23 protein-coding genes and 2 pseudogenes are annotated in these 23566 nt (G+C 49.1%); 18 read left to right on the top strand and 7 right to left on the bottom strand.

The features are described 5' to 3' along the window. The first annotated feature begins 48 nt into the window (after nucleotides 1-48). The 3 genes from flhB to ACHHZ6_RS01545 are packed head-to-tail and all read left to right on the top strand — an operon-like array spanning nucleotide 49 to nucleotide 3660. Nucleotides 49-1197: a flagellar biosynthesis protein FlhB gene (gene flhB, locus ACHHZ6_RS01555; RefSeq protein ID WP_182271837.1), complete on the top strand. Its 1149-nt coding sequence runs from the start codon at nucleotides 49-51 to the stop codon at nucleotides 1195-1197. Beyond that, nucleotides 1190-3268, top strand: coding sequence for a flagellar biosynthesis protein FlhA (gene flhA, locus ACHHZ6_RS01550; protein WP_395121633.1), 2079 nt, complete (start codon nucleotides 1190-1192; stop codon nucleotides 3266-3268). Before flhB ends, flhA begins: the two co-directional genes overlap by 8 nt. Then, nucleotides 3268-3660, top strand: coding sequence for a flagellar protein FlhE (locus tag ACHHZ6_RS01545; RefSeq protein WP_182271835.1), 393 nt, complete (start codon nucleotides 3268-3270; stop codon nucleotides 3658-3660). The genes flhA and ACHHZ6_RS01545 overlap by 1 nt, the downstream gene beginning before the upstream one ends. A 33-nt stretch (nucleotides 3661-3693) precedes the next feature. On the opposite strand, the gene argS is transcribed toward ACHHZ6_RS01545, so the two are convergent. Further along, nucleotides 3694-5427: an arginine--tRNA ligase gene (gene argS, locus ACHHZ6_RS01540; RefSeq protein WP_182271834.1), complete on the bottom strand. Its 1734-nt coding sequence runs from the start codon at nucleotides 5425-5427 to the stop codon at nucleotides 3694-3696. Nucleotides 5428-5666: 239 nt separating this feature from the next. Between argS and ACHHZ6_RS01535 the strand changes: the two genes are divergently transcribed. Together ACHHZ6_RS01535 and cutC are read left to right on the top strand one after the other, a co-directional pair. Then, a complete protein-coding gene (locus ACHHZ6_RS01535; protein WP_395121632.1) occupies nucleotides 5667-6227 on the top strand; it encodes a VOC family protein in 561 nt (186 codons plus the stop codon). 78 nt (nucleotides 6228-6305) lie between these two features. After that, nucleotides 6306-7049: a copper homeostasis protein CutC gene (cutC, locus tag ACHHZ6_RS01530; RefSeq protein ID WP_182271832.1), complete on the top strand. Its 744-nt coding sequence runs from the start codon at nucleotides 6306-6308 to the stop codon at nucleotides 7047-7049. 203 nt (nucleotides 7050-7252) lie between these two features. Here the strand turns inward: cutC and cmoB are convergent, their stop codons facing one another. The 4 genes and pseudogenes from cmoB to ACHHZ6_RS01510 form a co-directional block, all read right to left on the bottom strand. Further along, entirely contained in the window at nucleotides 7253-8224 is a 972-nt protein-coding gene (gene cmoB / locus ACHHZ6_RS01525; protein ID WP_182271831.1) for a tRNA 5-methoxyuridine(34)/uridine 5-oxyacetic acid(34) synthase CmoB, read from the bottom strand. After that, the gene (cmoA, locus tag ACHHZ6_RS01520; RefSeq protein ID WP_182271830.1) at nucleotides 8221-8964 is read right to left on the bottom strand and encodes a carboxy-S-adenosyl-L-methionine synthase CmoA; all 744 of its coding nucleotides are present in this window, start codon (nucleotides 8962-8964) and stop codon (nucleotides 8221-8223) included. The genes cmoB and cmoA overlap by 4 nt, the downstream gene beginning before the upstream one ends. A 40-nt stretch (nucleotides 8965-9004) precedes the next feature. Beyond that, nucleotides 9005-9400 carry an MAPEG family protein gene (locus ACHHZ6_RS01515; protein ID WP_182271829.1) on the bottom strand — a complete coding sequence of 132 codons (396 nt, stop codon included), beginning with the start codon at nucleotides 9398-9400 and terminating at the stop codon, nucleotides 9005-9007. 52 nt (nucleotides 9401-9452) lie between these two features. Further along, nucleotides 9453-9800: pseudogene (locus ACHHZ6_RS01510) on the bottom strand (DUF72 domain-containing protein); the annotation flags it as partial. A gap of 52 nt (nucleotides 9801-9852) precedes the next feature. Between ACHHZ6_RS01510 and ACHHZ6_RS01505 the strand changes: the two are divergent. The 12 genes from ACHHZ6_RS01505 to ACHHZ6_RS01450 all read left to right on the top strand — a co-directional run bounded on the left by ACHHZ6_RS01505 (nucleotide 9853) and on the right by ACHHZ6_RS01450 (nucleotide 20436). Next, nucleotides 9853-11478, top strand: coding sequence for a recombinase family protein (locus tag ACHHZ6_RS01505; protein ID WP_085827280.1), 1626 nt, complete (start codon nucleotides 9853-9855; stop codon nucleotides 11476-11478). 69 nt (nucleotides 11479-11547) lie between these two features. Beyond that, a complete protein-coding gene (locus ACHHZ6_RS01500) occupies nucleotides 11548-12471 on the top strand; it encodes a hypothetical protein (RefSeq protein WP_085827278.1) in 924 nt (307 codons plus the stop codon). Nucleotides 12472-12559: 88 nt separating this feature from the next. Continuing rightward, on the top strand, nucleotides 12560-13387 hold the full coding sequence (locus tag ACHHZ6_RS01495; protein ID WP_085827276.1) for a hypothetical protein: 828 nt from the start codon (nucleotides 12560-12562) through the stop codon (nucleotides 13385-13387). 407 nt (nucleotides 13388-13794) lie between these two features. Further along, complete coding sequence (locus ACHHZ6_RS01490) at nucleotides 13795-14349, top strand: recombinase family protein (RefSeq protein WP_063933507.1); 555 nt, start codon at nucleotides 13795-13797, stop codon at nucleotides 14347-14349. A 912-nt stretch (nucleotides 14350-15261) separates the two neighbouring features. Then, nucleotides 15262-15846 (top strand): hypothetical protein, encoded by a 585-nt coding sequence (locus tag ACHHZ6_RS01485; RefSeq protein ID WP_085866118.1) that lies wholly within the window; start codon nucleotides 15262-15264, stop codon nucleotides 15844-15846. Nucleotides 15847-15968: 122 nt separating this feature from the next. Beyond that, nucleotides 15969-16115 (top strand): hypothetical protein, encoded by a 147-nt coding sequence (locus ACHHZ6_RS01480; protein ID WP_164076823.1) that lies wholly within the window; start codon nucleotides 15969-15971, stop codon nucleotides 16113-16115. Further along, nucleotides 16112-16387 (top strand): hypothetical protein, encoded by a 276-nt coding sequence (locus ACHHZ6_RS01475; RefSeq protein ID WP_032667374.1) that lies wholly within the window; start codon nucleotides 16112-16114, stop codon nucleotides 16385-16387. Before ACHHZ6_RS01480 ends, ACHHZ6_RS01475 begins: the two co-directional genes overlap by 4 nt. Further along, nucleotides 16380-18467, top strand: coding sequence for a tape measure protein (locus ACHHZ6_RS01470; RefSeq protein WP_085827272.1), 2088 nt, complete (start codon nucleotides 16380-16382; stop codon nucleotides 18465-18467). The genes ACHHZ6_RS01475 and ACHHZ6_RS01470 overlap by 8 nt, the downstream gene beginning before the upstream one ends. A gap of 608 nt (nucleotides 18468-19075) precedes the next feature. Next, nucleotides 19076-19651, top strand: coding sequence for a hypothetical protein (locus tag ACHHZ6_RS01465; RefSeq protein ID WP_319852952.1), 576 nt, complete (start codon nucleotides 19076-19078; stop codon nucleotides 19649-19651). Then, complete coding sequence (locus tag ACHHZ6_RS01460) at nucleotides 19651-19911, top strand: hypothetical protein (RefSeq protein ID WP_319852951.1); 261 nt, start codon at nucleotides 19651-19653, stop codon at nucleotides 19909-19911. Before ACHHZ6_RS01465 ends, ACHHZ6_RS01460 begins: the two co-directional genes overlap by 1 nt. 2 nt (nucleotides 19912-19913) lie before the next feature. Further along, on the top strand, nucleotides 19914-20105 hold the full coding sequence (locus ACHHZ6_RS01455) for a hypothetical protein (protein WP_075212230.1): 192 nt from the start codon (nucleotides 19914-19916) through the stop codon (nucleotides 20103-20105). Beyond that, nucleotides 20098-20436 carry a hypothetical protein gene (locus ACHHZ6_RS01450; RefSeq protein ID WP_139834912.1) on the top strand — a complete coding sequence of 113 codons (339 nt, stop codon included), beginning with the start codon at nucleotides 20098-20100 and terminating at the stop codon, nucleotides 20434-20436. Before ACHHZ6_RS01455 ends, ACHHZ6_RS01450 begins: the two co-directional genes overlap by 8 nt. Before the next feature lie 36 nt (nucleotides 20437-20472). On the opposite strand, the pseudogene ACHHZ6_RS01445 reads toward ACHHZ6_RS01450, so the two are convergent. Next, a pseudogene (locus tag ACHHZ6_RS01445) lies at nucleotides 20473-20967 on the bottom strand (DUF72 domain-containing protein); the annotation flags it as partial. Next, nucleotides 20964-21530: a hydrolase gene (locus ACHHZ6_RS01440; protein ID WP_182271819.1), complete on the bottom strand. Its 567-nt coding sequence runs from the start codon at nucleotides 21528-21530 to the stop codon at nucleotides 20964-20966. The gene ACHHZ6_RS01440 and the pseudogene ACHHZ6_RS01445, both read right to left, overlap by 4 nt. Nucleotides 21531-21793: 263 nt before the next feature. Here ACHHZ6_RS01440 and aspS point away from each other — a divergent pair, with 263 nt between their 5' ends. Continuing rightward, nucleotides 21794-23566 (top strand): aspartate--tRNA ligase, encoded by a 1773-nt coding sequence (aspS, locus tag ACHHZ6_RS01435; protein ID WP_182919883.1) that lies wholly within the window; start codon nucleotides 21794-21796, stop codon nucleotides 23564-23566.

Here is a 23566-nt window from a genome sequence, read left to right as displayed (position 1 = left end):
GCTGCACTGGCATGATACCCGTGACTAAATGGGCTGCGAGCATGCACTGTGGCAGAAGATAACGACGACAAAACGGAAGCCCCCACACCCCACCGACTTGAAAAAGCGCGTGAGGAAGGGCAGATCCCCCGATCCCGAGAACTGACATCCCTGCTGATCCTGATTGTGGGTGTGTGCGTTATCTGGTTGGGTGGGGAGTCGCTCGCCCGCAGACTGGCAGGAATGCTCTCAGCAGGGTTACGTTTTGACCACAGTATGGTTAATGACCCCAATCTGATCCTCGGACAAATTATTTTGCTGCTTAAAGGGGCGATGACCGCCTTGCTGCCGCTTATCACAGGCGTGGTGCTGGTGGCGATTGTGTCACCGGTTATGCTCGGTGGCCTGGTGTTTAGCGGCAAATCGTTGCAGCCTAAATTCTCCAAACTCAACCCGCTCCCGGGTATAGCCCGTATGTTTTCCGCCCAGACCGGTGCCGAGCTGGTTAAAGCGATCCTCAAATCCACCCTGATGGGAAGTGCCGCCGGGTTTTACCTGTTGCACAACTGGCCCGACATGATGCGCCTGATCAGTGAATCACCGTTAAGTGCAATGAGTAACGCCATGAATCTCATCGGGTTGGGCTCGCTGCTGGTGGTGCTGAGCATTATTCCAATGGTGGGCTTTGACGTTATCTTCCAGCTTTATAGTCACTTCAAGAAGTTACGGATGTCACGCCAGGATATCCGTGATGAATATAAGCAGATGGAAGGTGACCCGCATGTAAAAGGGCGTATTCGCCAGATGCAGCGTGCCGCCGCCCGTCGACGGATGATGGAGGATGTACCAAAAGCCGACGTCATCGTCACTAACCCGACCCACTACTCCGTTGCGCTGCGATACGACGAAAACAAAATGAGCGCGCCGAAAGTGGTGGCGAAAGGGGCGGGGTTGATAGCGCTGCGCATCCGCGAAATCGGTACCGAAAACCGCGTGCCAATTCTGGAAGCCCCGCCGCTGGCGCGTGCCTTATATCGCCACGCGGAAATCGGACAACAAATCCCGGGACAACTCTACGCCGCCGTGGCGGAAGTGCTGGCCTGGGTATGGCAATTGAAACGCTGGCGTCTGGCTGGCGGTCAACGGCCTGTGAAACCTGAAAACCTTCCGGTGCCTGCCGCGCTGGATTTTATGAACGAGAAGGACACTGATGGCTAATCTGGTGGCAATGTTGCGCCTGCCCGGCAACCTGAAATCGACTCAATGGCAGATCCTTGCCGGGCCGATCCTCATCCTGCTAATTTTGTCGATGATGGTACTGCCGCTACCGGCATTCATCCTCGATCTGCTTTTCACATTCAACATTGCGTTGTCCATCATGGTGCTGCTGGTGGCGATGTTCACCCAGCGTACCCTTGAGTTTGCGGCGTTCCCGACCATTTTGCTGTTTACCACCTTGCTGCGACTGGCGCTGAACGTGGCGTCCACGCGTATCATTCTGATGGAAGGTCACACCGGCGCGGCGGCGGCGGGTAAAGTGGTTGAGGCTTTCGGCCACTTCCTCGTGGGCGGTAACTTTGCTATCGGTATCGTGGTGTTCGTTATCCTCGTTATCATCAACTTTATGGTTATCACCAAAGGTGCCGGGCGTATCGCCGAAGTGGGCGCGCGTTTCGTGCTGGACGGGATGCCGGGTAAACAGATGGCGATCGACGCCGACCTGAACGCCGGGCTTATCGCCGAGGATGAAGCCAAAAAACGCCGTGCAGAAGTGACCCAGGAAGCGGACTTCTACGGTTCGATGGACGGTGCGAGTAAGTTTGTGCGTGGGGATGCCATCGCGGGCATTCTTATCATGGTGATTAACGTGGTGGGCGGCCTTCTGGTTGGGGTGTTGCAGCACGGTATGGACATGGGGCATGCGGCGGAAAGTTATACGCTGTTGACCATCGGTGACGGCCTCGTCGCCCAGATCCCGGCGCTGGTTATCTCTACCGCTGCGGGTGTTATCGTGACCCGCGTCAGCACCGATCAGGATGTTGGCGAGCAGATGGTCGGACAGCTTTTCAGCAATCCGCGCGTAATGCTGCTGGCGGCGGCGGTGCTCGGTCTGCTCGGCCTGGTTCCGGGTATGCCAAACCTGGTGTTCCTGCTGTTCACCGCCGGTTTGCTGGGTCTTGCCTGGTGGATGCGCGGACGTGAAAGCAAGCCAGTTGCGGAGCATGCGCCGGTAAAAGTACCGGAGAACACGCAAGCCGTCGAAGCAACCTGGAATGATGTTCAGCTGGAAGATTCACTGGGAATGGAAGTGGGTTATCGCCTGATCCCAATGGTGGATTTCCAGCAGGATGGTGAACTGCTTGGCCGTATCCGCAGTATCCGTAAAAAATTCGCCCAGGATATGGGCTTCCTGCCACCGGTTGTCCACATCCGTGACAACATGGATCTCCCGCCTGCGCGCTATCGCATTCTGATGAAAGGGGTGGAAATTGGCAGCGGTGATGCCTATCCAGGTCGCTGGCTGGCGATTAATCCGGGCACGGCGGCAGGAACGTTGCCGGGTGAACAAACCATCGATCCGGCCTTTGGTCTGGCGGCTATCTGGATTGAAAGCGCACTGAAAGAGCAGGCGCAAATCCAGGGTTATACCGTAGTGGAAGCCAGTACCGTGGTGGCGACCCATCTTAACCACCTGATTGGTCAATTCTCGGCAGAGCTGTTTGGTCGCCAGGAAGCACAGCAACTGCTCGACCGCGTGACGCAGGAGATGCCGAAGCTGACCGAAGATCTGGTGCCGGGTGTGCTGACGTTAACCACGCTGCACAAGGTGCTGCAAAATCTGCTCGACGAAAAAGTTCCTATCCGCGATATGCGCACCATTCTGGAAACGCTGGCCGAACATGCACCGCTGCAAAGCGATCCGCACGAGTTGACGGCGGTCGTGCGCGTGGCGCTGGGTCGTGCAATCACCCAGCAATGGTTCCCGGGAACCGGCGAAGTGCAGGTGATTGGTCTTGATACGCCACTTGAACGTCTGCTGCTTCAGGCATTGCAGGGTGGTGGCGGGCTGGAGCCGGGTCTGGCTGACCGCTTACTGGCACAAACCCAGGAGGCGCTGGCGCGTCAGGAGATGCTGGGTGCGCCACCGGTTCTGCTGGTTAACCACGCGCTGCGACCGTTACTGTCGCGCTTCCTGCGTCGTAGCCTGAATCAACTGGTGGTGTTGTCGAACATGGAGCTGTCGGATAACCGCCACATTCGTATGACCGCGACGATTGGAGGTAAATAATGCGTAAGTGGCTATGGATCTTATTTTTCCCGCTGGCGGCGCAGGCTGCGGGCGAAGGGATGTGGCAGGCCAGCAGCATGGGCGTAACGCTCAATAATCGTGGTGTGTCGATGTCTTCGAACCCGCTGTCACCGCCTGATGCGGTTTCCGGGCTGATGACGATGGTGGTGTGGAACTATAAGCTGATTGGCCCAACGCCTGCCGGGCTGCGGGTGCGTTTGTGTTCGCAGACTCGCTGTACGGAAATTGACGGGGAAAGTGGCACCACGCAGGCGCTCAACGGTGTGCCAGCGGTGGAGCCTTTACACTTTGTCTGGGAAGTGCCGGGGGGAGGACGTTTGATCCCGGCGCTGAATGTTCAGAGCAATTCTGTGATTGTTAACTACCGCTAATCACCGTCCGCCCCTTGAGGCGGACGGTTCTGCTTACATACGCTCTACGGTTTCGATACCCAGAGTATCCAGACCCAGCTTCAGGGTTTTCGCGGTCAGTTGCGCCAGCTTCAGGCGGCTGTTACGCACCGCTTCGCTGTCTGCGGACAGGATAGGGCAGTGCTCGTAGAAGCCGGAGAACAGACCAGCCAGGTCGTACAGGTAAGCACACATCACATGTGGAGTACCGTCACGCGCGACAACCGTCAGCGTCTCCTCAAACTGCAACAGGCGCGCTGCCAACTGCGCTTCACGATCTTCAGTGAGGGTGACAGTTGTTTTTGCCAGCACGCTTTCGTCGATGTCGGCTTTACGGAATACCGAGAGCACACGGGTATAGGCGTACTGCATGTACGGTGCCGTGTTGCCTTCAAACGCCAGCATGTTGTCCCAGTCGAAAATGTAGTCGGTGGTACGGTTCTTGGAGAGATCCGCATATTTCACCGCACCGATACCGACGGCATTGGCCAGTTTTTCCAGTTCATCAGCTGGCATATCCGGGTTCTTCTCGGCCACCAGGCGACGGGCGCGTTCCAGCGCTTCGTCCAGCAGGTCAGAAAGTTTCACGGTACCACCCGCACGGGTTTTGAACGGTTTGCCGTCTTTACCCAGCATCATGCCGAACATGTGGTGTTCCAGCGGCACAGAGTCAGGCACGTAGCCTGCTTTACGCACGATAGTCCACGCCTGCATCAGGTGCTGGTGCTGACGGGAATCGATGTAGTACAGCACACGGTCAGCGTGCAGGGTTTCGTAACGGTACTTCGCACAGGCGATATCGGTGGTGGTATACAGATAGCCGCCATCCTTTTTCTGGATGATCACGCCCATCGGTTCGCCTTCCTTGTTTTTGTACTCATCAAGGAACACTACCGTTGCGCCTTCGCTCTCAACCGCCAGACCTTTGGCTTTCAGGTCGGCCACAATGCCAGGCAGCATTGGGTTATACAGGCTTTCACCCATCACATCGTCACGGGTCAGCGTTACGTTCAGGCGGTTGTAGGTTAACTGGTTCTGGGACATGGTGATGTCAACCAGCTTGCGCCACATTTCCAGGAAGTACTGGTCGCCACCCTGCAGTTTCACGACATAACTACGTGCGCGCTCAGCAAACACTTCATCTTCGTCGTAGTGTTTTTTGGCTTCACGGTAGAAACCTTCCAGGTCCGCAAGCGCCATCTCGCCCGCGTTTTCTTGTTGCTGTTTTTCCAGGTAAGCAATCAGCATACCGAACTGAGTACCCCAGTCACCCACGTGGTTTGCGCGGATCACTTTATGGCCGAGGAACTCCAGGGTGCGGACAGCCGCATCACCAATGATGGTGGAGCGCAGGTGGCCGACGTGCATCTCTTTCGCCACGTTTGGCGCAGAGTAGTCAATCACCACGGTCTGCACTTCTGGCTGGGTGACACCCAGGCGGTCAGACTTCAGCGCGGCGTCAACATTGCTTGCCAGGAAGGCAGGCTCAAGGAAAATGTTGATAAAGCCCGGGCCGGCGATTTCGGTTTTGCTGGCGATACCGGTGAGATCCAGATGAGTCAGCACCAGCTCAGCGAGTTGTCGCGGCGGCATGCCCAGTTTTTTAGCGACTGCCATCACGCCATTAGCCTGATAGTCACCAAACTGTACTTTTGCTGACTGACGAACCTGCGGTTCGCAATCCGCAGGCGCGCCTGCGGCAATCAGTGCCTGACTGACTTTTTCTGAGAGAAGAGCCTGAATATTCACCTGGATACCTTACGTTTTTGATGCGGGTTAATAACCACCTGCATCAGTTAAAGAATTTAGGGCGGGAGTATACTGCAAATGCCTTCTGGCGTCAGCATTACGGGGGCCGAAGATTGCTCAGAATCCAGGCTAAGAAGGTGTGCATAATCATGCAGTCATAAAATCCGTTATTCTGCGGTTGGTCGAAAAGGGACAACAGAGTAAATTAGCGGCTTTGCGACACGATAAGAGACTGACATATGGCGAACTGGCACTCCATTGACGAACTGCATGATATTTCCGCAGATTTACCGCGCTTCACCCTGGCGTTCACAGAACTTGCCACCCGTCTTGGTCTGGATATCGCGCCGCTTGAGGCCGATCACATTTCCCTGCGCTGCCATCAAAACGCCACCGCTGAGCGCTGGCGTCGCGGGTTCGAACAGTGCGGTGAGCTGCTCTCTGAGAATATGATTAACGGCCGTCCTGTCTGCCTGTTCAAACTGCATGAACCGGTATGTGTGGCGCACTGGCAGTTCAGCGTTGTCGAACTGCCGTGGCCTGGGGAGAAACGTTACCCGCATGAAGGCTGGGAGCATATTGAAATTGTGCTGCCGGGTGAGCCGGACACGTTGAATGCCCGCGCGCTGGCGCTGTTATCCGACGAGGGCTTAAGCCAGCCGGGTATTTTTGTGAAAACAAGTTCCCCCAAAGGTGAGCGGGAGCGTTTACCCAACCCAACGCTTGCCGTGACGGACGGGCAGGTGACGGTGAAGTTCCATCCGTGGACGATTGAACAGATAGTTGCCAGCGAAGCCTGAGAGTTGTGAGTTCACGCCGGGACGAGGTACGGACGGTGTGTCATGATGGTGCGTTTAGTGGAATTTAAGGAGGATTGAATGGCGCTGCTGGAGATTTGTTGTTACAGCGTGGAGTGTGCCGTGACCGCGCAAAAACAGGGGGCCGACCGTATTGAACTGTGCGCAGCTCCCAAAGAAGGTGGGCTGACGCCTTCATACGGTGTGCTGAAATCTGCCCGCCAGGAGGTCAGCATCCCGGTTCACCCAATTATTCGTCCACGCGGCGGTGATTTTTGTTACACGGCGGGTGAGTTTAGTGCCATGCTTGAAGATATCGCACTCGTTCGTGACCTGGGGTTCCCGGGGCTGGTTATCGGTTTGCTGGATGAAGACGGTCATATCGATCTACCGCGTATGCGTCAGGTGATGAGCGCGGCAAAGGGGATGGCAGTCACGTTTCATCGTGCGTTTGATATGTGTAAAGATCCTCTTCAGGCGTTTGATACGCTTGCAGAACTTGGCGTGTCGCGAGTGCTGACATCGGGTCAGCAGTCCTCTGCTGAAAAAGGATTAAAATTAATTACGGAACTAAAAGCACATTCCGGTGTTCCAATAGTAATGGCTGGCGCAGGAGTACGTGCCAGCAATCTGGAACTGTTTTTAAACGCAGGGGTGGAAGAGCTTCATAGCTCAGCGGGTAAGTGGATACCGTCACCCATGCGTTATCGCAATACAGGGTTGTCAATGTCGACGGATGCTGAAGCGGATGAGTACTCGCGCTACGGTGTAGATGGAGAGTCGGTTGCGGTAATGAAATCGATAATTGAGCGTCATCACGTGTAGCAACGTACTGATTTTTACCGCGCATCATGTCGCCCAATATGATGCTTGCTTGTACCAGGCCCCTGCCAATTAAACAGGGGCCTTTTTTTCGCCTTCATATTTCAAGCCGCCGCTGCGTTGCCGTCTTGCTGCAACGTGAACTATTCTGGAGAAAACGTGCTACGAGTAGGCCGGGTAAGGCGTAGCCGCCACCCGGCAAAAGGCTACGGCTTCGTCGCAATCAATACCGCACGCATTGGCGCAGGGTAGCCTTCAATGGTTTTGCTGTGATCCGCCGGGTCGAGGAATTGTTCCAGGGATTCGGTCACCATCCAGTCCGTCCGGCGCTGTTCTTCGATTGAGGTGACGCAGACGTCCGCAATGCGCACATCCACAAAACCGCATTTCTCCAGCCAGTTTTTCAACGCCAGCGCGGAAGGGATAAAGTAGACATTGCGCATTTGCGCGTAACGGTCACCCGGCACCAGAACGGCATGTTCATCGCCTTCGACAACCAGCGTTTCCAGCACCAGCTCGCCGCCGCTGACCAGCTGATCTTTCAATTGCCACAGATGCTCCAGCGGGGAACGACGGTGGTACAGCACCCCCATCGAGAACACGGTATCAAATGCCTTCAGGGCTGGCAGTTGCTCAATCCCCAGCGGCAGCAGGTGGGCGCGCTGGTCGTTGCCCAGCAATTTACGCACCGCTTCAAACTGACACAGGAACAGCTGCATTGGGTCGATACCGACTGCCAGATGGGCACCCGCACCAATCATGCGCCACATGTGATAGCCGCTACCGCAGCCAACGTCCAGAATCGTGCGCCCGGTAAGGTCGGACAGATGGGGAAGAACGCGATCCCATTTCCAGTCTGAACGCCATTCGGTATTGATGTCGATGCCATAGAGCGAGAACGGCCCTTTGCGCCACGGCATCAGGTTACGCATCAGTGTTTCAATACGGTTTGCCTGCCCGGCTGAGAGGGGTGTTTCGCTTTCTGCGGTTACGCTGTGGAGCAAGTCCAGACGATAGGGTTTCAGCTCAGGCAGAAACTCCACCGCGTTTGACCACTGCTTTAACAGACCGTGCTGCTGATCGCGCTGCCAGGTAGCAATCTGCGCCGGTAAGGTTTCCAGCCAGTGGGAGAGGTGGTTTTTCGCAATCAGTGAATAGAAGTTACCAAACTCGATCATGCCGCATCCTCAGCTTTCAGCGCGACCAGAGAGCCAAAGTTAAAGCACTGGAACCACAATTCGCTGTGTTCAAATCCGGCTTTACGCAGGCGTGCTTTGTGAGCTTCAACGGGATCCGTCAGCATTACGTTTTCGAGCATGCTGCGCTTCTGGCTGATCTCCAGCTCGCTGTAGCCGTTGGCGCGTTTAAAGTCGTGGTGCATGTTGAACAGCAGCTCGCCTACGTCAGCGTCTTCAAAGCTAAACTTCTCTGATAACACCAGCGCGCCACCGGGGTTAAGACCTTTATAAATTTTATCCAGCAACAGCTGACGGTCTTCAGGCACCAGGAACTGCAGGGTAAAATTCAGCACCACCATTGAGGCATTCTGGATGTCAATATTGCGAATATCGCCTTCCACCACTTCAACCGGCGTCGGGGCCTTATAAGCGTCAATATGACGACGGCAGCGTTCAACCATTGCGGGTGAGTTATCGACGGCAATGATCTTACAGCCCTCGTGGCGAATGTTACGACGAACCGACAGCGTTGCCGCGCCGAGCGAACAGCCCAGGTCATACACCTGCGTACCGGGCTGAACGAAACGCTCAGCCAGCATGCCGATCATGGAGATGATATTGGAATAACCGGGAACAGAGCGCTGGATCATATCCGGGAAGACTTCGGCTACCCGTTCATCAAAGGTCCAGTCGCCCAGGCTGGCGATAGGCGCGGAAAAAAGCGTGTCGCGATCTGACATAACGTAAAAATCCGGGAAAAATAAAGTGGCGTATTGTGCGCTAATGGAAGGAGAAAACCAACTCCCACGGCATATACCAAAGGTTAGCCAGCACCATCAGCACAAGCGAACACCAGGTCGCGCTCATGCCGGAACGACGCCAGCGGAATAAGCGGTGATGAAAGCCGTAATAGTGCATTAACCGGCCAGCAAGCAAAAGCAGACCACAGATATGTACCATCCAGGTTTCTGCACCATCCATCTCCATAAACAGCAGTAAAATGAGCGCAATGGGGATGTATTCGACCGCGTTGCCGTGGACGCGGATAGCACTTTGCAGTTCCGAAAAACCGCCGTCACCGTAGGAGACGCGGTATTGCATTCTCAGCCGAACAACATCAAACGAAAACTTAATCAGCAGTAATGCACCTAACACCGCATACAGCGCGCTGACCATACAAACTCCCTGTTTTTTGGCAGATGGTACCTCTCTATGATAGGGGGCTTCCTCAGAAAAGAGAAGATTGTTGTGGAATAGAGGGGGCGTTGCCCACCGACGGAACCACGTCCTGTAAGGCTTGCCACAGAACATCGACCAGTTCAGGTGCCTGGGCGATATCCGGGGTGTGTAAAAAGAGATACGGCGTGGTGCTTTGCTCCCATTTTGGCAACGTTTGCAGCCACACGGCGAACATGTCCCGATTTTGCAGCATGTTATCGCTACCGATAAATCTGACCATTGGGTTATGCGCAGTCACGACGGCATGGACGGGTACTTTGGGCTTTTTGCGTTGTGCATCAATGATGGCTTCGTTATGCGGAATGGCGCTGTGTACAGGACGGCTGTCGAGGATTACACCTTTCTTATGATACACTTGTTCAATCTCTTCATAACTCATCATAAACCCCATGCCAAAAGCAATCTCATACATACGATTTTCTACGAAGATTCAATCGGTTGGTGATTCTACTAAGCGTCAAAGCAAGTACATTAACGATTGGTTAAAACGAAATCCCGATTACTATTTAGACGAATCATTACGCTTTCAGGATTTAGGTATAAGCGGCTTCTCTGGTGCTAATGCTAAGTCAGGGGCTTTTGGTGAATTTCTAGCCGCTGTGGAATCTGGCTACATTGAAGCGGGTTCAGTTCTTCTAGTCGAGTCATTAGATAGAGTAAGCCGTCAGGACATCGACACAGCCGGAGAACAGCTTAGAAAGATTCTCAGGTCTGGCGTTGAAGTGGTGACACTTGTCGATAACGAGTGGTACACGAAAGAAAGTCTGAAAGATTCACTGTCCATGATTAAAGCGATGCTGGTGATGGAAAGAGCACATGAAGAATCAGCGATGAAATCTACCCGCTTGCGCTCTATGTGGGCTGGTAAAAGGGAACGGGCTGCAAACGGTGAAATTATGTCAAAGCGTTGTGCAGCATGGTTAAAAGTCTCTGAAGACCGTTCACACTTTGAATTCATCCATGAAAACGTGAAGGCGGTTCAGAGGGTGTTTCAGCTACGGTTAGAGGGCTTGTCTCATATCAAGATAGCCAAAAAGATGAACGATGAAGGTTTCTATACCCTGAACCAGCACAAATCCATAAAGGGGGGCTGGTCTCAATCATCGGTTACAGAATTGCTATCCAACCGCTCAGTGATTGGTTTCAAAGTCCCTTCTAAATCAATGGCTGTAAAGGGTGTTTCAGAGATACCAAACTATTACCCCTCAATAATCACCGATGAACAATTCTACGCTGTACAGCAGCTTAAACAGGGTTCAGGGCGTAAACCTTCCTCTGACCTACCTTTGCTAACAAATCTCTTCAAGGGCGTTCTCAGGTGCTCTGAGTGTGGCTTTATCGTCGTTGTTGCGGGTGTCTCTGCTAAGAGGTCTGGTATATACAAATGCTCAATGAAGAGTGAAGGGCGCTGTAATAGTGTTGGGTTCAGTAGATTGCAGACTGACCGCGCATTGGTTCAGGGGCTGCTTTACAATACTAACCGTCTTGCCCTAAATCGTGATAATGGCTCTGCTATAGGCTCTCTTCAAAGTGAGTTAGAACAGCTTCAGAAACAGCGTGAGAGGCTCATTAAGCTGGCTATGCTGGCAGATGATACCGAATCAATGGCAAAGGATTTGAAAGCCCTGAATAGTCAAATTAAGGACGCTGAAAAGGCTGTCTCAGAGGTTCACCAGCGAGAGAAATCAAGCCAGCTTGAGACAATCAGTCATCTGGATTTGACTGTGAAGAAAGACAGGGTAGAGGCTCAAATCATCATCAAGCGTATCGTTAAAGAGATTCGAATCAACACGGCTGGAAAGAAATGTGATGTCTTATTACACAATGGATTGAAATTATTAAATTTTCCACTCGATAAAGTAGTTGACGGTGCTCAATGGCTAGAGATTTTACCGCTGATTGATGGTGATGAATTCGACTTCGAAGGGTTCACAACTAAGCCACGACACATAGCCTTAGAAGAGGCTCCGGAGTGGGTAAAAGAGATGGAAGAGCAACCTAGTCAGCCGCTGTGAAAAGTTTGCTTAACCTCTTGCGAGTAGATGAACTAGAATGCTTGAAAATCTGGATGTTGAGGGCAATTGATGGTGAAGTCTCCGGTAATTCAGCTTAGAAATATGATTCATTCTGGCACTGTAGGAATGCAGCCTATTTTGATGCAGGCGATAATTATTGCAAAAAAACTCGGTCAAAAGGATTTTGGAGATTGGCTTGAGAGTGAATACAGGGGATATCCCTCTAAAAGCCTAACTCCACCCTATCGACTTTTAAACTTGCCTTATTATTCGCAACTGAATAACGGTCAGTGGCAGAATATGAATTTAGATAGAACTTTTCTTAAAGATTTGCTGGAGCACGACACTTTTTATCTTTTTAAGATGTGTGCGGTTCAAAATCCCCTTGCGGAAGTTGAGCGTTTCGCAACATCTGGTGAAAGCCTCACTGCATATGTAACGGAGGATGTTAGGCAGTTTTTTGTTCGCTTGTTCGGAGATTACCCCAGCTTTGCACAATTCCCTACGGCCTCTCAGATGTCAAAAATCGTTGCAGATGTCAAAATGATGATTTTGAACTGGGCGATAGACTTAGAAAGTAAAGGAATTTTTTGCGAAGAGCTGGAAATTACCTCAATAGAACTTCAAAAAGAGATTATTCAAGTGAATAACAATACCAATAATTTTTTCTCTACCGTTACCAATAATGGTTCAATTGTGGCTGGTAACACTGGCGACATTAATCAGCAAAACTCTATTTCAGTTGATGACATTGCATCCCTTGAGCGTGAGCTAAAGAGTCACGGTCTTGATGATAATGATGTTGCTGAATTGAAACAGCTTCTTGAGCAATCACCTAAACCAGCCTCAAAAGAAGAAGTTGAAAAAGGTTTCGGCTCATGGATTGGTAAGATGACAGGTAAGGCTTTTACAGGTGCGTTAAAGGTCGCTGGTGCAGCGGCTCCAGCCGTTCTTACTAACGCAATCTGCTGCTACTTCGGGATCCCTGTTTAACTCTTTTAAGGTCGCTGGGGTGATTGATTCTCACTCTAATTATTGAAAATTAGTTCCAAAAATCGTATTAACAGCTAAGGAAGGAATCATGAGTGAAATTATTAAAGAACCAGTTGAACAGATTAAACAAGCCTTTAAGGAGAGGATTTCAAGCCCCTTATGGGGTTATGTGTTTTTCTCATGGCTCGGATTTAACTGGCAGAATATCGCAATTTTATTCATGAGTAAAAAAGAGGTTGAGGCAAGGATTTCTAACATTACTTCGCAGGATTGGTTTTTTGTTCATTATATTGTATTACCAGTGATTGTTGGTGCTGCTTTAGCTGCTATCTCCCCCTATCTTCAGCAGTGGCTCTTAACTGCGCAAAAAAAGGCAGATGATAAAAGGAAAGAGAATAATCTTGCTGAGGAGTTGAGATTGCTCGATGATGATATGATTAAGAAGAAAAAGGCTATTGAGCTAGCGAACATTGCCGAACTAACTGAGAAAAGTGAAAAAGATAAACTTGAACGTCAAAATGCAAGAAATGAGAGTAGATTGGCACTAATCAAGTTACGTGAAGCTACACTAACAAAATCGACTCAAGCTATTGAGAAATTATACGAGGACTCACACGTAAAGCTCAATGAAATTCAAAGCGAGATTAAACTTGCTGAGGAAAGGTACAAGGTTAAAGTCGAAACCATTAATAATGCTGCTGTAGCACTCAATAAAATAGGTGAGCTTTATCATAAGTACGAAAATATGAACACCAATGAAGAGTTTGTTTCATTTCTGAAAGAGATTAAAAACAAGGGTCTCTTTGGTTCAGCCTTTCTAGATAACAATTTCAATTCAATGACTGAAAAGGAAATTATCTACGGGGCGTTGAAACAAGTTCCTGAAAACATCGAGCAAAATAAACGCTCAATATAGTTGCGTGAAGTTTATAAGGTCGCTATGGTTAGCCAGATTTCCTTTTCGGTTTCTGAAATTTCCATAGTGACCCCCTTCAATGACTTGCTAACGCTGAATAATAGCCGTTTAGATGGCTAAATTAACAGTAAAAAACAGTCTCTCCGAATAGTGTTAAAACCCCTATCAACACCAGTGATTTCAATAGCCCTAGCCTATTAACTGTTTTAGTTCCGAAAAGAGATAAGAATCAGTATTTATATAACCTGTTTCAATGGTTTGGATTGTCTCAAAAGGAAGTAGTTTTGATACTGCTGAAAAGGGTCTCTAAAGGTGTGATTAGGTTGTCTCAAAAGGTTGATATTGTTTTTTGATACATGTATTATTTTGAGACTAGGTTTTGAGACAACTTTCAGGGAATCACCATAATGTCATCTGTAATCGCCTATGTCCGTGTATCAACTTCTGACCAGACTATTGAGAACCAGAAGAAACAAATCAATGAGGCTGGTTATCAGGTTGGCAAGTGGTTCTCTGATGAGGCTGTATCAGGTGGCATTAAGGCTACAGAGCGTAAAGGATTCGGTGACCTGCTGAACTATGTCCGTGAAGGTGACACACTGATTGTCATCGGGATTGACCGCTTAGGCCGTAACACTATTGATGTACTCTCAACAGTTGAGACTCTTCAAGCTAAGGGCGTAAAGGTTATCAGCTTGCGTGAAGGGTTCGACCTGTCTACACCAGTGGGTAAGGCTATGCTCACTATGATGGCTGGATTGGCTTCTTTAGAGAAAGACTTGATAGCAGAGCGCAGAACAGCAGGGATTAAACGTGCTCAATCTGAAGGTGTTCACTGTGGAAGACCGATTAAAGCAACGTCAGAACAGGTTCGGGAACTTCTTTCACAGGGAATGTCACCAAAGCAGGTACAGGATGAGTTAAAGATTAGTAAGGCAACTTTCTATCGACTGAACAAGTAACAATTAGATAGTGATTCACAATGCCCCTTCGTTGGGGCTTTTTTATATCTGACGTTTATCAGGATCCCTATAACGCATTCTAAGCGGCCTTTAAATTAAGCTATAGGTTAGGGTTGCCATCATTAAATAATCGCTTAGAACGCTGTATAGGCTCAGATATGTTCATTTTTTGCCATTGGTATGGAATCTTTGAAAAGGGCGCTACCAAGCAGAGAGATTCAGACTATACAAAATCTTAAAAGTTGCTCTAGATATGCTGAAAGTTTCTGGTAAAGCTGAAATAAAAATAGGTCTGGAAATTTTTTAGAAAAATAATATTTGTGAAAATTCATCCACCAGCTTCAAAGCCTCTTTCACGGATCCCGATGTGATTTACTGTCAAGGCTGCAAGGTGTAACCAGAATCACCGATGAGCGAAGCAAGGTGAGGTTAGAAGGGCTTCTTTAAAGAACTCTTAAAAGATACTCAGAGACAAGAAGATGAAAAACAAAGAACAAAAAGAATCTGTTAAGAGGTTTTTAGGGTAGCATAAAAAACAATCAATTACAATCGGTTGATGTAAATAAATCATGGTGATTCAGGGCGTTAGCCCTCTTAAAATTCCTTTTCAATCAATCTGTACAACCACCTTCTAACGCGGTTCAACGGTTCCCCCTTTGGGCGGGAGAACCTACCGCAAACACCCTATACCAGCCCTGCATACGCAATCTCTGAAAAGTAACCATTCCCAAGCACCTGAAAAGTATCCTGCCAGTTATATATATACCGGACTTCCATATCGTTGATTTATAAGATGTTTTTGGTTGACTGAAATCTAAAAGCGCCTGTCACAAATTGTTAATAATGTTGACAAAATGTTAAATTTAGATTAGTATGGTTTATTAGATAACGAATTGAGGTATCCACTATGTAATGTACAAAGCTAAAGTATTCAATGGAGTCAAGACTCCGGCTGGAAAGCCAATCACAGGTAAAGGCTTCTTCTCAGATGACCACGATTTAATAGATACCCCCGAATACCGCGAATCTCTTAAAAACACCCTCATCGAATTAGGTTACACCAGCTTCAATAAACCATTACCTGCAAGCACTAAACCTTACCGCAGAAGAGGAACACCCCGTAAGGCTATGGAGAATACACTTCAGCAATATTTTATTGATAAAGACTCAGTAAGTAACCTTCCTTCAAAAGTTGAGGATGTATTCACCGGTTGCGTTAATAGCTGTCCAGATAAGCTATCCCCATTTTTCTGCTTTAATTTAATGAAGCGATTAGGCGTTATTACAGCAGCCGCTGTAGAGGATGAAACAGGCTTTAGTAAAAGCTGGTGTAATGATATTACTCAGGCATTACAGTTAGCAATCATAATGATTGAACATTGCCATGATAAAGGCGAAATTCAGGTGATGTTTAACAGTGACTATGAAAACGATAGATTCGATTCTGACAGGGAATTAGAAGACATCCTTGATTTACACATTCAAAAGGCAGCATAACAATGAACCACACATTAACACATATCGGTGAACCAGCTTACCAGCAATTAAAAGCACTGGCTGAACACTTTGAAGTAAGTATTCCACAAGTCATCACTCTGATTATCAAAGGAGTAATTTAAATGAGCAAGACAAAAGCAGTCCGAATTAAAAAGACAGATAATCAACTTGTGAAGCTGACAGCCGTCACCGCTGAAACAACAATCAGAAAGACTCTGGAAAGTATGATTCTGAAGTCTTACGTAAAACACATTGAGGCAGTTAAATGAAAAACCGATTTTTGAATATGCTAAACAATCCTGTACCGCATCCCGATTTAACAGACGCAATTTTTAATTCGGTATCTGAACCAGAGTTATGCTTGACCGTCCTGAAAACTCTTCCAGAGATTAACCAAATCACTATTGCTACATTCTTCAGCGGTCAAGGGCTATCACTGATGGGTGCTGCACTAATCTATGAAATGGTACTCAAAGCACACGATGCAATGACAGATTTAATCTGGAATGAATACGAGGTAACCAATATGACTAATGGCTAACTATACAGTCGATGAATTCATCATCCAATTAGGTTTTAACGAGAACGTTTCAAAGAATCTTCAACGCCTCGAAAGCAGAACATTAAAAGTCGCTGAACGAATTGAAAAGAACCTTAACCGTGCATTTACCCCAAAGGGTAATTTCAATAGTGTGATTCAATCCGCTAATAACGCATCAAAACAAATTAACCGTGCATTCTCAAAGAGCATGAATTTTGATGAAGCTGGTAAATCATCGGTGAAGTCTGTAGAGAATGCTGCTAAGGCTTCTGCAAAGCGCATTAAAGAGATGTATCAGGACGCTTACGGGGCTAAAGGAAAAGGTCGCTTGAATCCACCAGCCGGAAAGCCACAAGGCAGAGGCTCAGATTTAACAGCTTCTAATTCAATCCGTTCACTTGCTAATACTCAGTTCTATTCGAATCTGACCAGACGTCTTGAGGGTATGGGTTCAGCTGGACAAGCAAGGGCGATGAAATTACGCCAGCAGATTCACGGACTCCGTGATGACGCACTAGCCAACCCCTCAGCCAGCCTGAACCAGTTCCGTTTAGCTCTCCGTGCAGCCACTGACAGCGCTTCTAAATGGGCTTCTCAGAACCGTAAACAGGTATTTAATGCAGATGGGTTATCAAGCTCATTCGGGCGTCTGGTAAGCGTTTCAGCGGCCTTATACGGGACATTTGAAGCAGTCCGTAAGGTGGTTGAAACAGGTGTAGCCCGTGAAGGTGTGAATCTCTCCGCTGAAGCTGTCTTTAAAGGCCAATCGAAAGACGCTAAGACATTTGCCGCTCAGTTCTCTGACCAAATCGGACAGGGTGTCACTGAGACCTTGAAACAGTACACTGGCTTTGCTGCTGGTGCTCAGAATTCGTTAGGCTATCAGGGTACACAGGACTTCTATAAGAACGCTGCAACGTTTGGTCGTATTCGTGGTCTGGATGCTGAACAGCTTAAAGGCATCATGACAGCATTCACACAGATGGCATCTAAGGGACGTGTACAGGCTGAAGAACTCAGAGGCCAGTTAGGTGACCGTTTACCGGGTGCTGAACAGATGTTCGCTGATGCTTTGGGTGTAAACACTCAGCAGCTTGATAAGCTCATGAGTAACGGTAAGTTACTGTCTAAAGACGTTCTTCCCCGTGTATCTGCTCAGATGAAGAAAATGGCTGATGAAGCAGGGGGGTTAGACCGTGTATCACAAATGGCTGTAACTGGTATCGGACGAGTTAAAGCAGCGATGGAGAATGACCTTAACAAGGCTTTCACATCCTCTGAAAAGGGCTTAGGCCTGTTTAACGCCTCAGTAGCTAACATGCTCAACGATGCTTCCCCAATCGCAGAGGCTTTAGGTCACATCCTCGGAAAGGTCGCTTCTATGACCTCTGGAGCGGTTGACCATGTAGATGAGTGGAGCCGTAAACTCTCAGCGTTAATTCTCAGAACTTCAGCATGGTACGATGACTTGTCAGACGGTCAAAAGAAACTGGTTGATTCTGCTGAACAGTTCGCTATCGGGGCTGCTGGTGTTCTTGCTCTGGTTAAGTCTATCGCTGGTGTGGCTAACAAGCTGAAATGGTTAAGTGCTCTGTTAGGTGGTGGTGCTGAAGCTGGTGCGGCTGCTGGTGCAGGTGGATTACTCAAGGGTGCATCCCGTTTAGCTGGGCCTGTTGGTGTCGCTCTGGTTGCTCATGATGCGGTTGATGCTTCAGGAGTTGAACAGAAGTACCCAAATGCTGTAGGGACTGATAACCCGATTGCTAAAGCTCTTAACTGGCTTGCTAACCCTTCTAAAGTGTTGGGTGCTCAGGATGGTGATTCTATCACTAATAGCCCGTTCACACGTGCTATGGGTTCATTGGGTGACTGGCTTCAGGGTAACAATGCGCTGTCCGGTCAGGCTAATACATTTGCTGTACCGTCAATGTATAACCCTGCTCAGACAACTATTAGGAATGACCAAAGAATCAATATCAGTGTGAATATGGATAGTCAGAAAATTGGGACGTTCCAGACACAGGTTTTAACTGGTGGCTTTGAAGACCTGAATATTAACGCTGAACATTTGGGCGATTAATGACTGTTTGAGTTTTACAGATTAAGATTATCATGTGATAATTGTTTTATCTGGTTTGCTTAATCAAAAAATCAACTGGTACAGGTCAAGAGGTATTTTGAGAAAGCAATGTAAAAGGGACTCTTCGGAGTCCTTTTTTATTTGTATTGAAAAAGGTTCGATTATGAATGAAGACATATTACAAAGTAACAGGAAAGACCTGTCACACTATCCATACTGAATTAAGAAAGATTGGTGATTTGATTAACCCAATCCCGAATAAGAAATATCACATCAAAAGGATGATGACTAAAGCCACTCGCTTATTACTCATCAAATCAATCAGTGAAAGAATTAAAAATAACCGTTGACAATTTGTTAATATATGACAGAATGGTTATATGAGTTAGAGATATTCACTATCCATCAATCACCGATTATTTCTAATTCCTCAGTTTCCTTCTGTTTATCTTCTTAGGCATCCATCCCGAATGAGTGACGGGAATTCCTCTTGAGAAGATGAACAACCTAATTTGAAAACATTGAACCGTGTCCCGTAACATTAAGTTGGCTGGATGCGGTTTTGTGCTTTCTGAAATCTAAGCAAACCAGACTAAGAGTAATTAATAATGACCACTTTAAATCAAGCTGTATCAATTAACCAACCAGTAGCTTCAATCAGTCACCTGTTACCATTCGAACAAAAGCAGCATGTTGAAAAGCTGTATTTTCCGAAAGTACAACAGGCTTCTGAAAAGATGTCTAAAGCTGAAGTTGAGTATCGGGACGCTATAGAGTCCCGCTCAGTGCTGATTAATCAGAAAGCTGCTGAATATCTTGCTAATCCTTCAGAACGTCATGGATTCATTGTGAAACAGGTTTACCCGACTAACCAACAGCAGGTAATTGAGAGCATGGCTGATGCTGGCTTTATGGTACACCGTGTATCTGTTGGAATGGTTACCTTTATCCGTATGCCAAAGAACGCTAAAGATAATCCTCTTCAGGAAATCACAGATAAAGCTAAAGCAGAAGCTGAATCAACAATTGATAAGATGATTGAGCGTTTGAAGGTAAAAGCCTCTGAAGCTGTCCACCAGCGAAACAAAATTGTTATTGAAGCTCGTAAAGCTCTGGATGCTGTAAAAGACTTTACTGATTACCTGAGCGTGATTGTAACCGATTCTGAAGAGGTGACCAAATAATGAGTATTTCAATGAAAGGGCTGTCCAAACGTGGCAGCTATAATCATCTTACTGACTCGATGGAATACAGATATTTCAATGGTCAAACAGAAATCAGTGAATCAACTTATAAGCTGCTTGCTTCAGGCAATAAGCCTAAACCAACTGTCAAGCCAGCTAAAGCGGTCACTACTTACAAGGTGAAGCCTAAGCCAACAATTGAACAGCAAAGAGATGCAGCCTTGAAAGAGGCTATTAAACAGATGGTAAGCGGGGGCTGATAATGGAAAATAGAATTGACGCCCCGATTACTTACTATGACGCTGAAAGGCGTCTGATTGTTGGTCACAATCTGGTTGGAAAAATCCACCCTCAATTATTTGATAAGCTGGTTCGTCGTTCAAACGATGGTTCAACCCGTTGCCAGCAAGCCCGAATCACAGACTATTTAGAGGGGTTACTAACTAATGGCTGAGACATTTATTAACCCTGATAAGCCGTGTATTCATTGCGGCTCACTTATCCGTTATGCCTCATCGGGAAGTTGTGTTGATTGCTCAAAGACACGTAGACAGCCGCCAAAGCCTAAACCACAGATTGCACGTGTAACCGCTTCAGCAGCAAGAGCACCGTTTCACTGTGAAGGTGGAGATACCCGAAATAACATCATTGTGAAGCTGTCTGATAAGGCGCTTAACCGTCTTGATGAGATTGGTTACTCGTTGGTTCAGAAATACCGTTTGGCAGGCTACACGCAAGAACGAATCCGAATGATTGCTCTGTCTCATCTGCTTGAAGCCGCTTAATACCCCCGCTACAAATCCCATCTTTATAGTGTATTAATAGAAAGGTCTCTTCAGGATCACCCGGTTGACCAAGCGGTCATGCAGACCGCGATTAAGGGCTTTTTCGGCCTCACCTTTGGCAAAAAATTCAGGATGCCTGACTTCCACACCATAAGTAAATTCCCGGGGCAGGGCGTCGAGAAACGGCCAGAGTGCGGGCAGGTCACGCGGGCCAAACGTCGCAGGAAGCTGGAGCCAGTACTGGCCGATACGATTAGCCAGTGGCACCATGCGGCTGAAAAATTCTTCGGTCAAATCGCCGCAGTTACGCAGCGCAGCGTTATGCGAAATGGTGGCCGGAAACTTAAAGCAAAAGCGGAAATCATCGGTAGTCTGTTCACGCCAACGCTCAACAATTTCTGCTCTGGGGAGGGCATAAAGCGTGGTATTGCCTTCAACACAGTTAAAGTGTCGGGCATACTCTTCAAGGCTGGTGATGCCAAGGTGCACCCATTTGGGGTGCGACCATTGAGGCAGGCCCACGTACATCATAAGGCGCTTAAGATTTCATCTGTGCTGCGCACGCGACCGATGCGTGGGAAGATGTGGGTCATGCTACCCTGGTGCTGATCCGTTGAGCCTGCGCTGCACGCATCTTCGGCGATCACCAGGTTAAAGCCCAACTCCCAGGCGTTACGGGCGGTGGACTCTACACCAATGTTGGTGGAAATCCCGCACAGGATGATGGTGTCTATGCCACGACGACGCAGCTGTAGTTCCAGGTCGGTACCGTAGAATGCGCCCCACTGGCGTTTTGTCACTTCAATATCGCTGTCGCATTTACCAAGCGATGCCGGATACGTCCACCAGTTCTCTGGCAGAGCTCGCGCCGCTGGCTGGGCGTCAACAGGCTGTTTTAACGCTTCGGCGAAATCCGCAGACCAACCGACGCGAACCATGACAACAGGTGCACCGCTGGCACGGCATTTTTCCGCCAGGCGGGCGGCACGGCTGACCACACTGTCAGCGGTATGCGGGCCGCCGGCAAAGGGGAGGATCCCTTCCTGCAGGTCAATCACCACAAGTGCAGTTCTGGTGGCATCGAGTGTAAACATAATAACTCCAGTTAAATAAACAACCTGGGCTACACCTTACGACGTTGTGCCCTGCTGTGGGTCGGATAATTTTGTTAATTTTTGTGAGAATGCGCAATAAGAGCGCAGCAAACGTGCGTCTGGCGTGCTTCGCTCTTATCGTCCGGCGGAATTTCCAGTATAATAGCCGCCTTTTTTCATCCAGTTGTGACATACAGAAAGCTGCGACATAGTAGCCTGCATACCAGGCAACATTTAGCCTGCGGCTAATTAAGGGATATCTCATGCGTACAGAATATTGCGGGCAGCTGCGTCAGTCCCACGTCGGACAGCAGGTCACCCTGTGTGGTTGGGTCAACCGTCGACGTGATCTTGGTAGCCTTATCTTCATCGATATGCGCGACCGCGAAGGTATCGTTCAGGTGTTCTTCGATCCGGATCGTGCGGACGCGTTGAAGCTGGCTTCTGAGCTGCGTAATGAGTTCTGCATTCAGGTGACCGGCACCGTGCGTGCGCGTGACGAGAAAAACGTCAACACCGACATGGCAACCGGCGCAATTGAAGTGCTGGCGTCCGATCTGGTTATCATCAACCGTGCTGAAGCGCTGCCGCTGGACTCTAACCACGTCAACACCGAAGAAGCGCGTCTGAAGTATCGCTACCTGGATCTGCGTCGTCCGGAAATGGCTCAGCGCCTGAAAACCCGTGCGAAAATTACCAGCCTGGTACGTCGCTTTATGGATGACCACGGTTTCCTCGACATCGAAACCCCGATGCTGACCAAAGCCACGCCAGAAGGCGCGCGCGATTATCTGGTCCCTTCACGCGTTCATAAAGGCAAGTTCTACGCGTTGCCACAGTCTCCACAGCTGTTCAAACAGCTGCTGATGATGTCCGGTTTTGACCGCTACTATCAGATCGTAAAATGCTTCCGTGACGAAGACCTGCGTGCTGACCGTCAGCCTGAATTTACCCAGATCGACGTAGAAACCTCCTTCATGACCGCCGGGCAGGTGCGTGAAGTGATGGAAGCGCTGGTGCGTAGTCTGTGGAACGACGTGAAGGGCGTTGAGCTGGGTGATTTCCCAATCATGACCTTCGCCGAAGCAGAACGTCGCTATGGATCTGATAAACCAGACCTGCGTAACCCGATGGAGCTGGTGGACGTGGCAGACCTGGTGAAAGCCGTTGAATTCGCCGTGTTCGCAGGCCCGGCTAACGATGCGAAAGGTCGTGTTGCTGCCTTGCGTGTACCAGGCGGTGCGAGCTTAAGCCGTAAGCAGATTGACGACTACGGCAACTTCATCAAGATCTACGGTGCGAAAGGTCTGGCTTATATTAAAGTGACCGAGCGTGCAAAAGGCCTGGAAGGCATTACCAGCCCGGTGGCGAAGTTCCTGAACGCGGACATCGTGGAAGCGATCCTTGAGCGCACTGGCGCGCAGGACGGCGACATGATCTTCTTCGGCGCAGACAACAAGAAAGTCGTTGCTGATGCGATGGGCGCACTGCGTCTGAAGCTGGGTAAAGACCTGAGCCTGACCGACGAAACCAAATGGGCTCCGCTGTGGGTTATCGACTTCCCAATGTTTGAAGACGACGGTGAAGGCGGCCTGACCGCAATGCACCACCCGTTCACCTCGCCAAAAGATATGACTGCGGCAGAGCTGAAAGCGGCACCAGAAGACGCGGTGGCAAATGCCTACGATATGGTCATCAACGGCTACGAAGTTGGCGGTGGCTCTGTGCGTATTCACAGCGGCGAAATGCAGCAGACCGTGTTTGGCATTCTGGGCATCAACGAGCAAGAGCAGCGCGAGAAATTTGGCTTCCTGCTGGACGCGCTGAAATACGGTACGCCTCCGCACGCAGGCCTGGCATTCGGTCTTGACCGTCTGACCATGCTGCTGACCGGCACTGACAACATTCGTGACGTTATCGCCTTCCCGAAAACCACCGCTGCGGCGTGTCTGATGACCGAAGCGCCAAGCTTTGCCAACCCGGCCTCTCTGGCTGAGCTGGGCATTGACGTGGTGAAAAAGGAAGAGAAAAACTGA

Origin of the sequence: Enterobacter cloacae complex sp. 2024EL-00214 (assembly GCF_043945575.1) — a bacterium.
GTDB classification, from domain to species: Bacteria; Pseudomonadota; Gammaproteobacteria; order Enterobacterales; family Enterobacteriaceae; genus Enterobacter; species Enterobacter cloacae_P.
The sequence above is the reverse complement of the archived record's forward strand: the minus strand, read 5'-3'. Positions and strand labels throughout refer to the sequence as shown.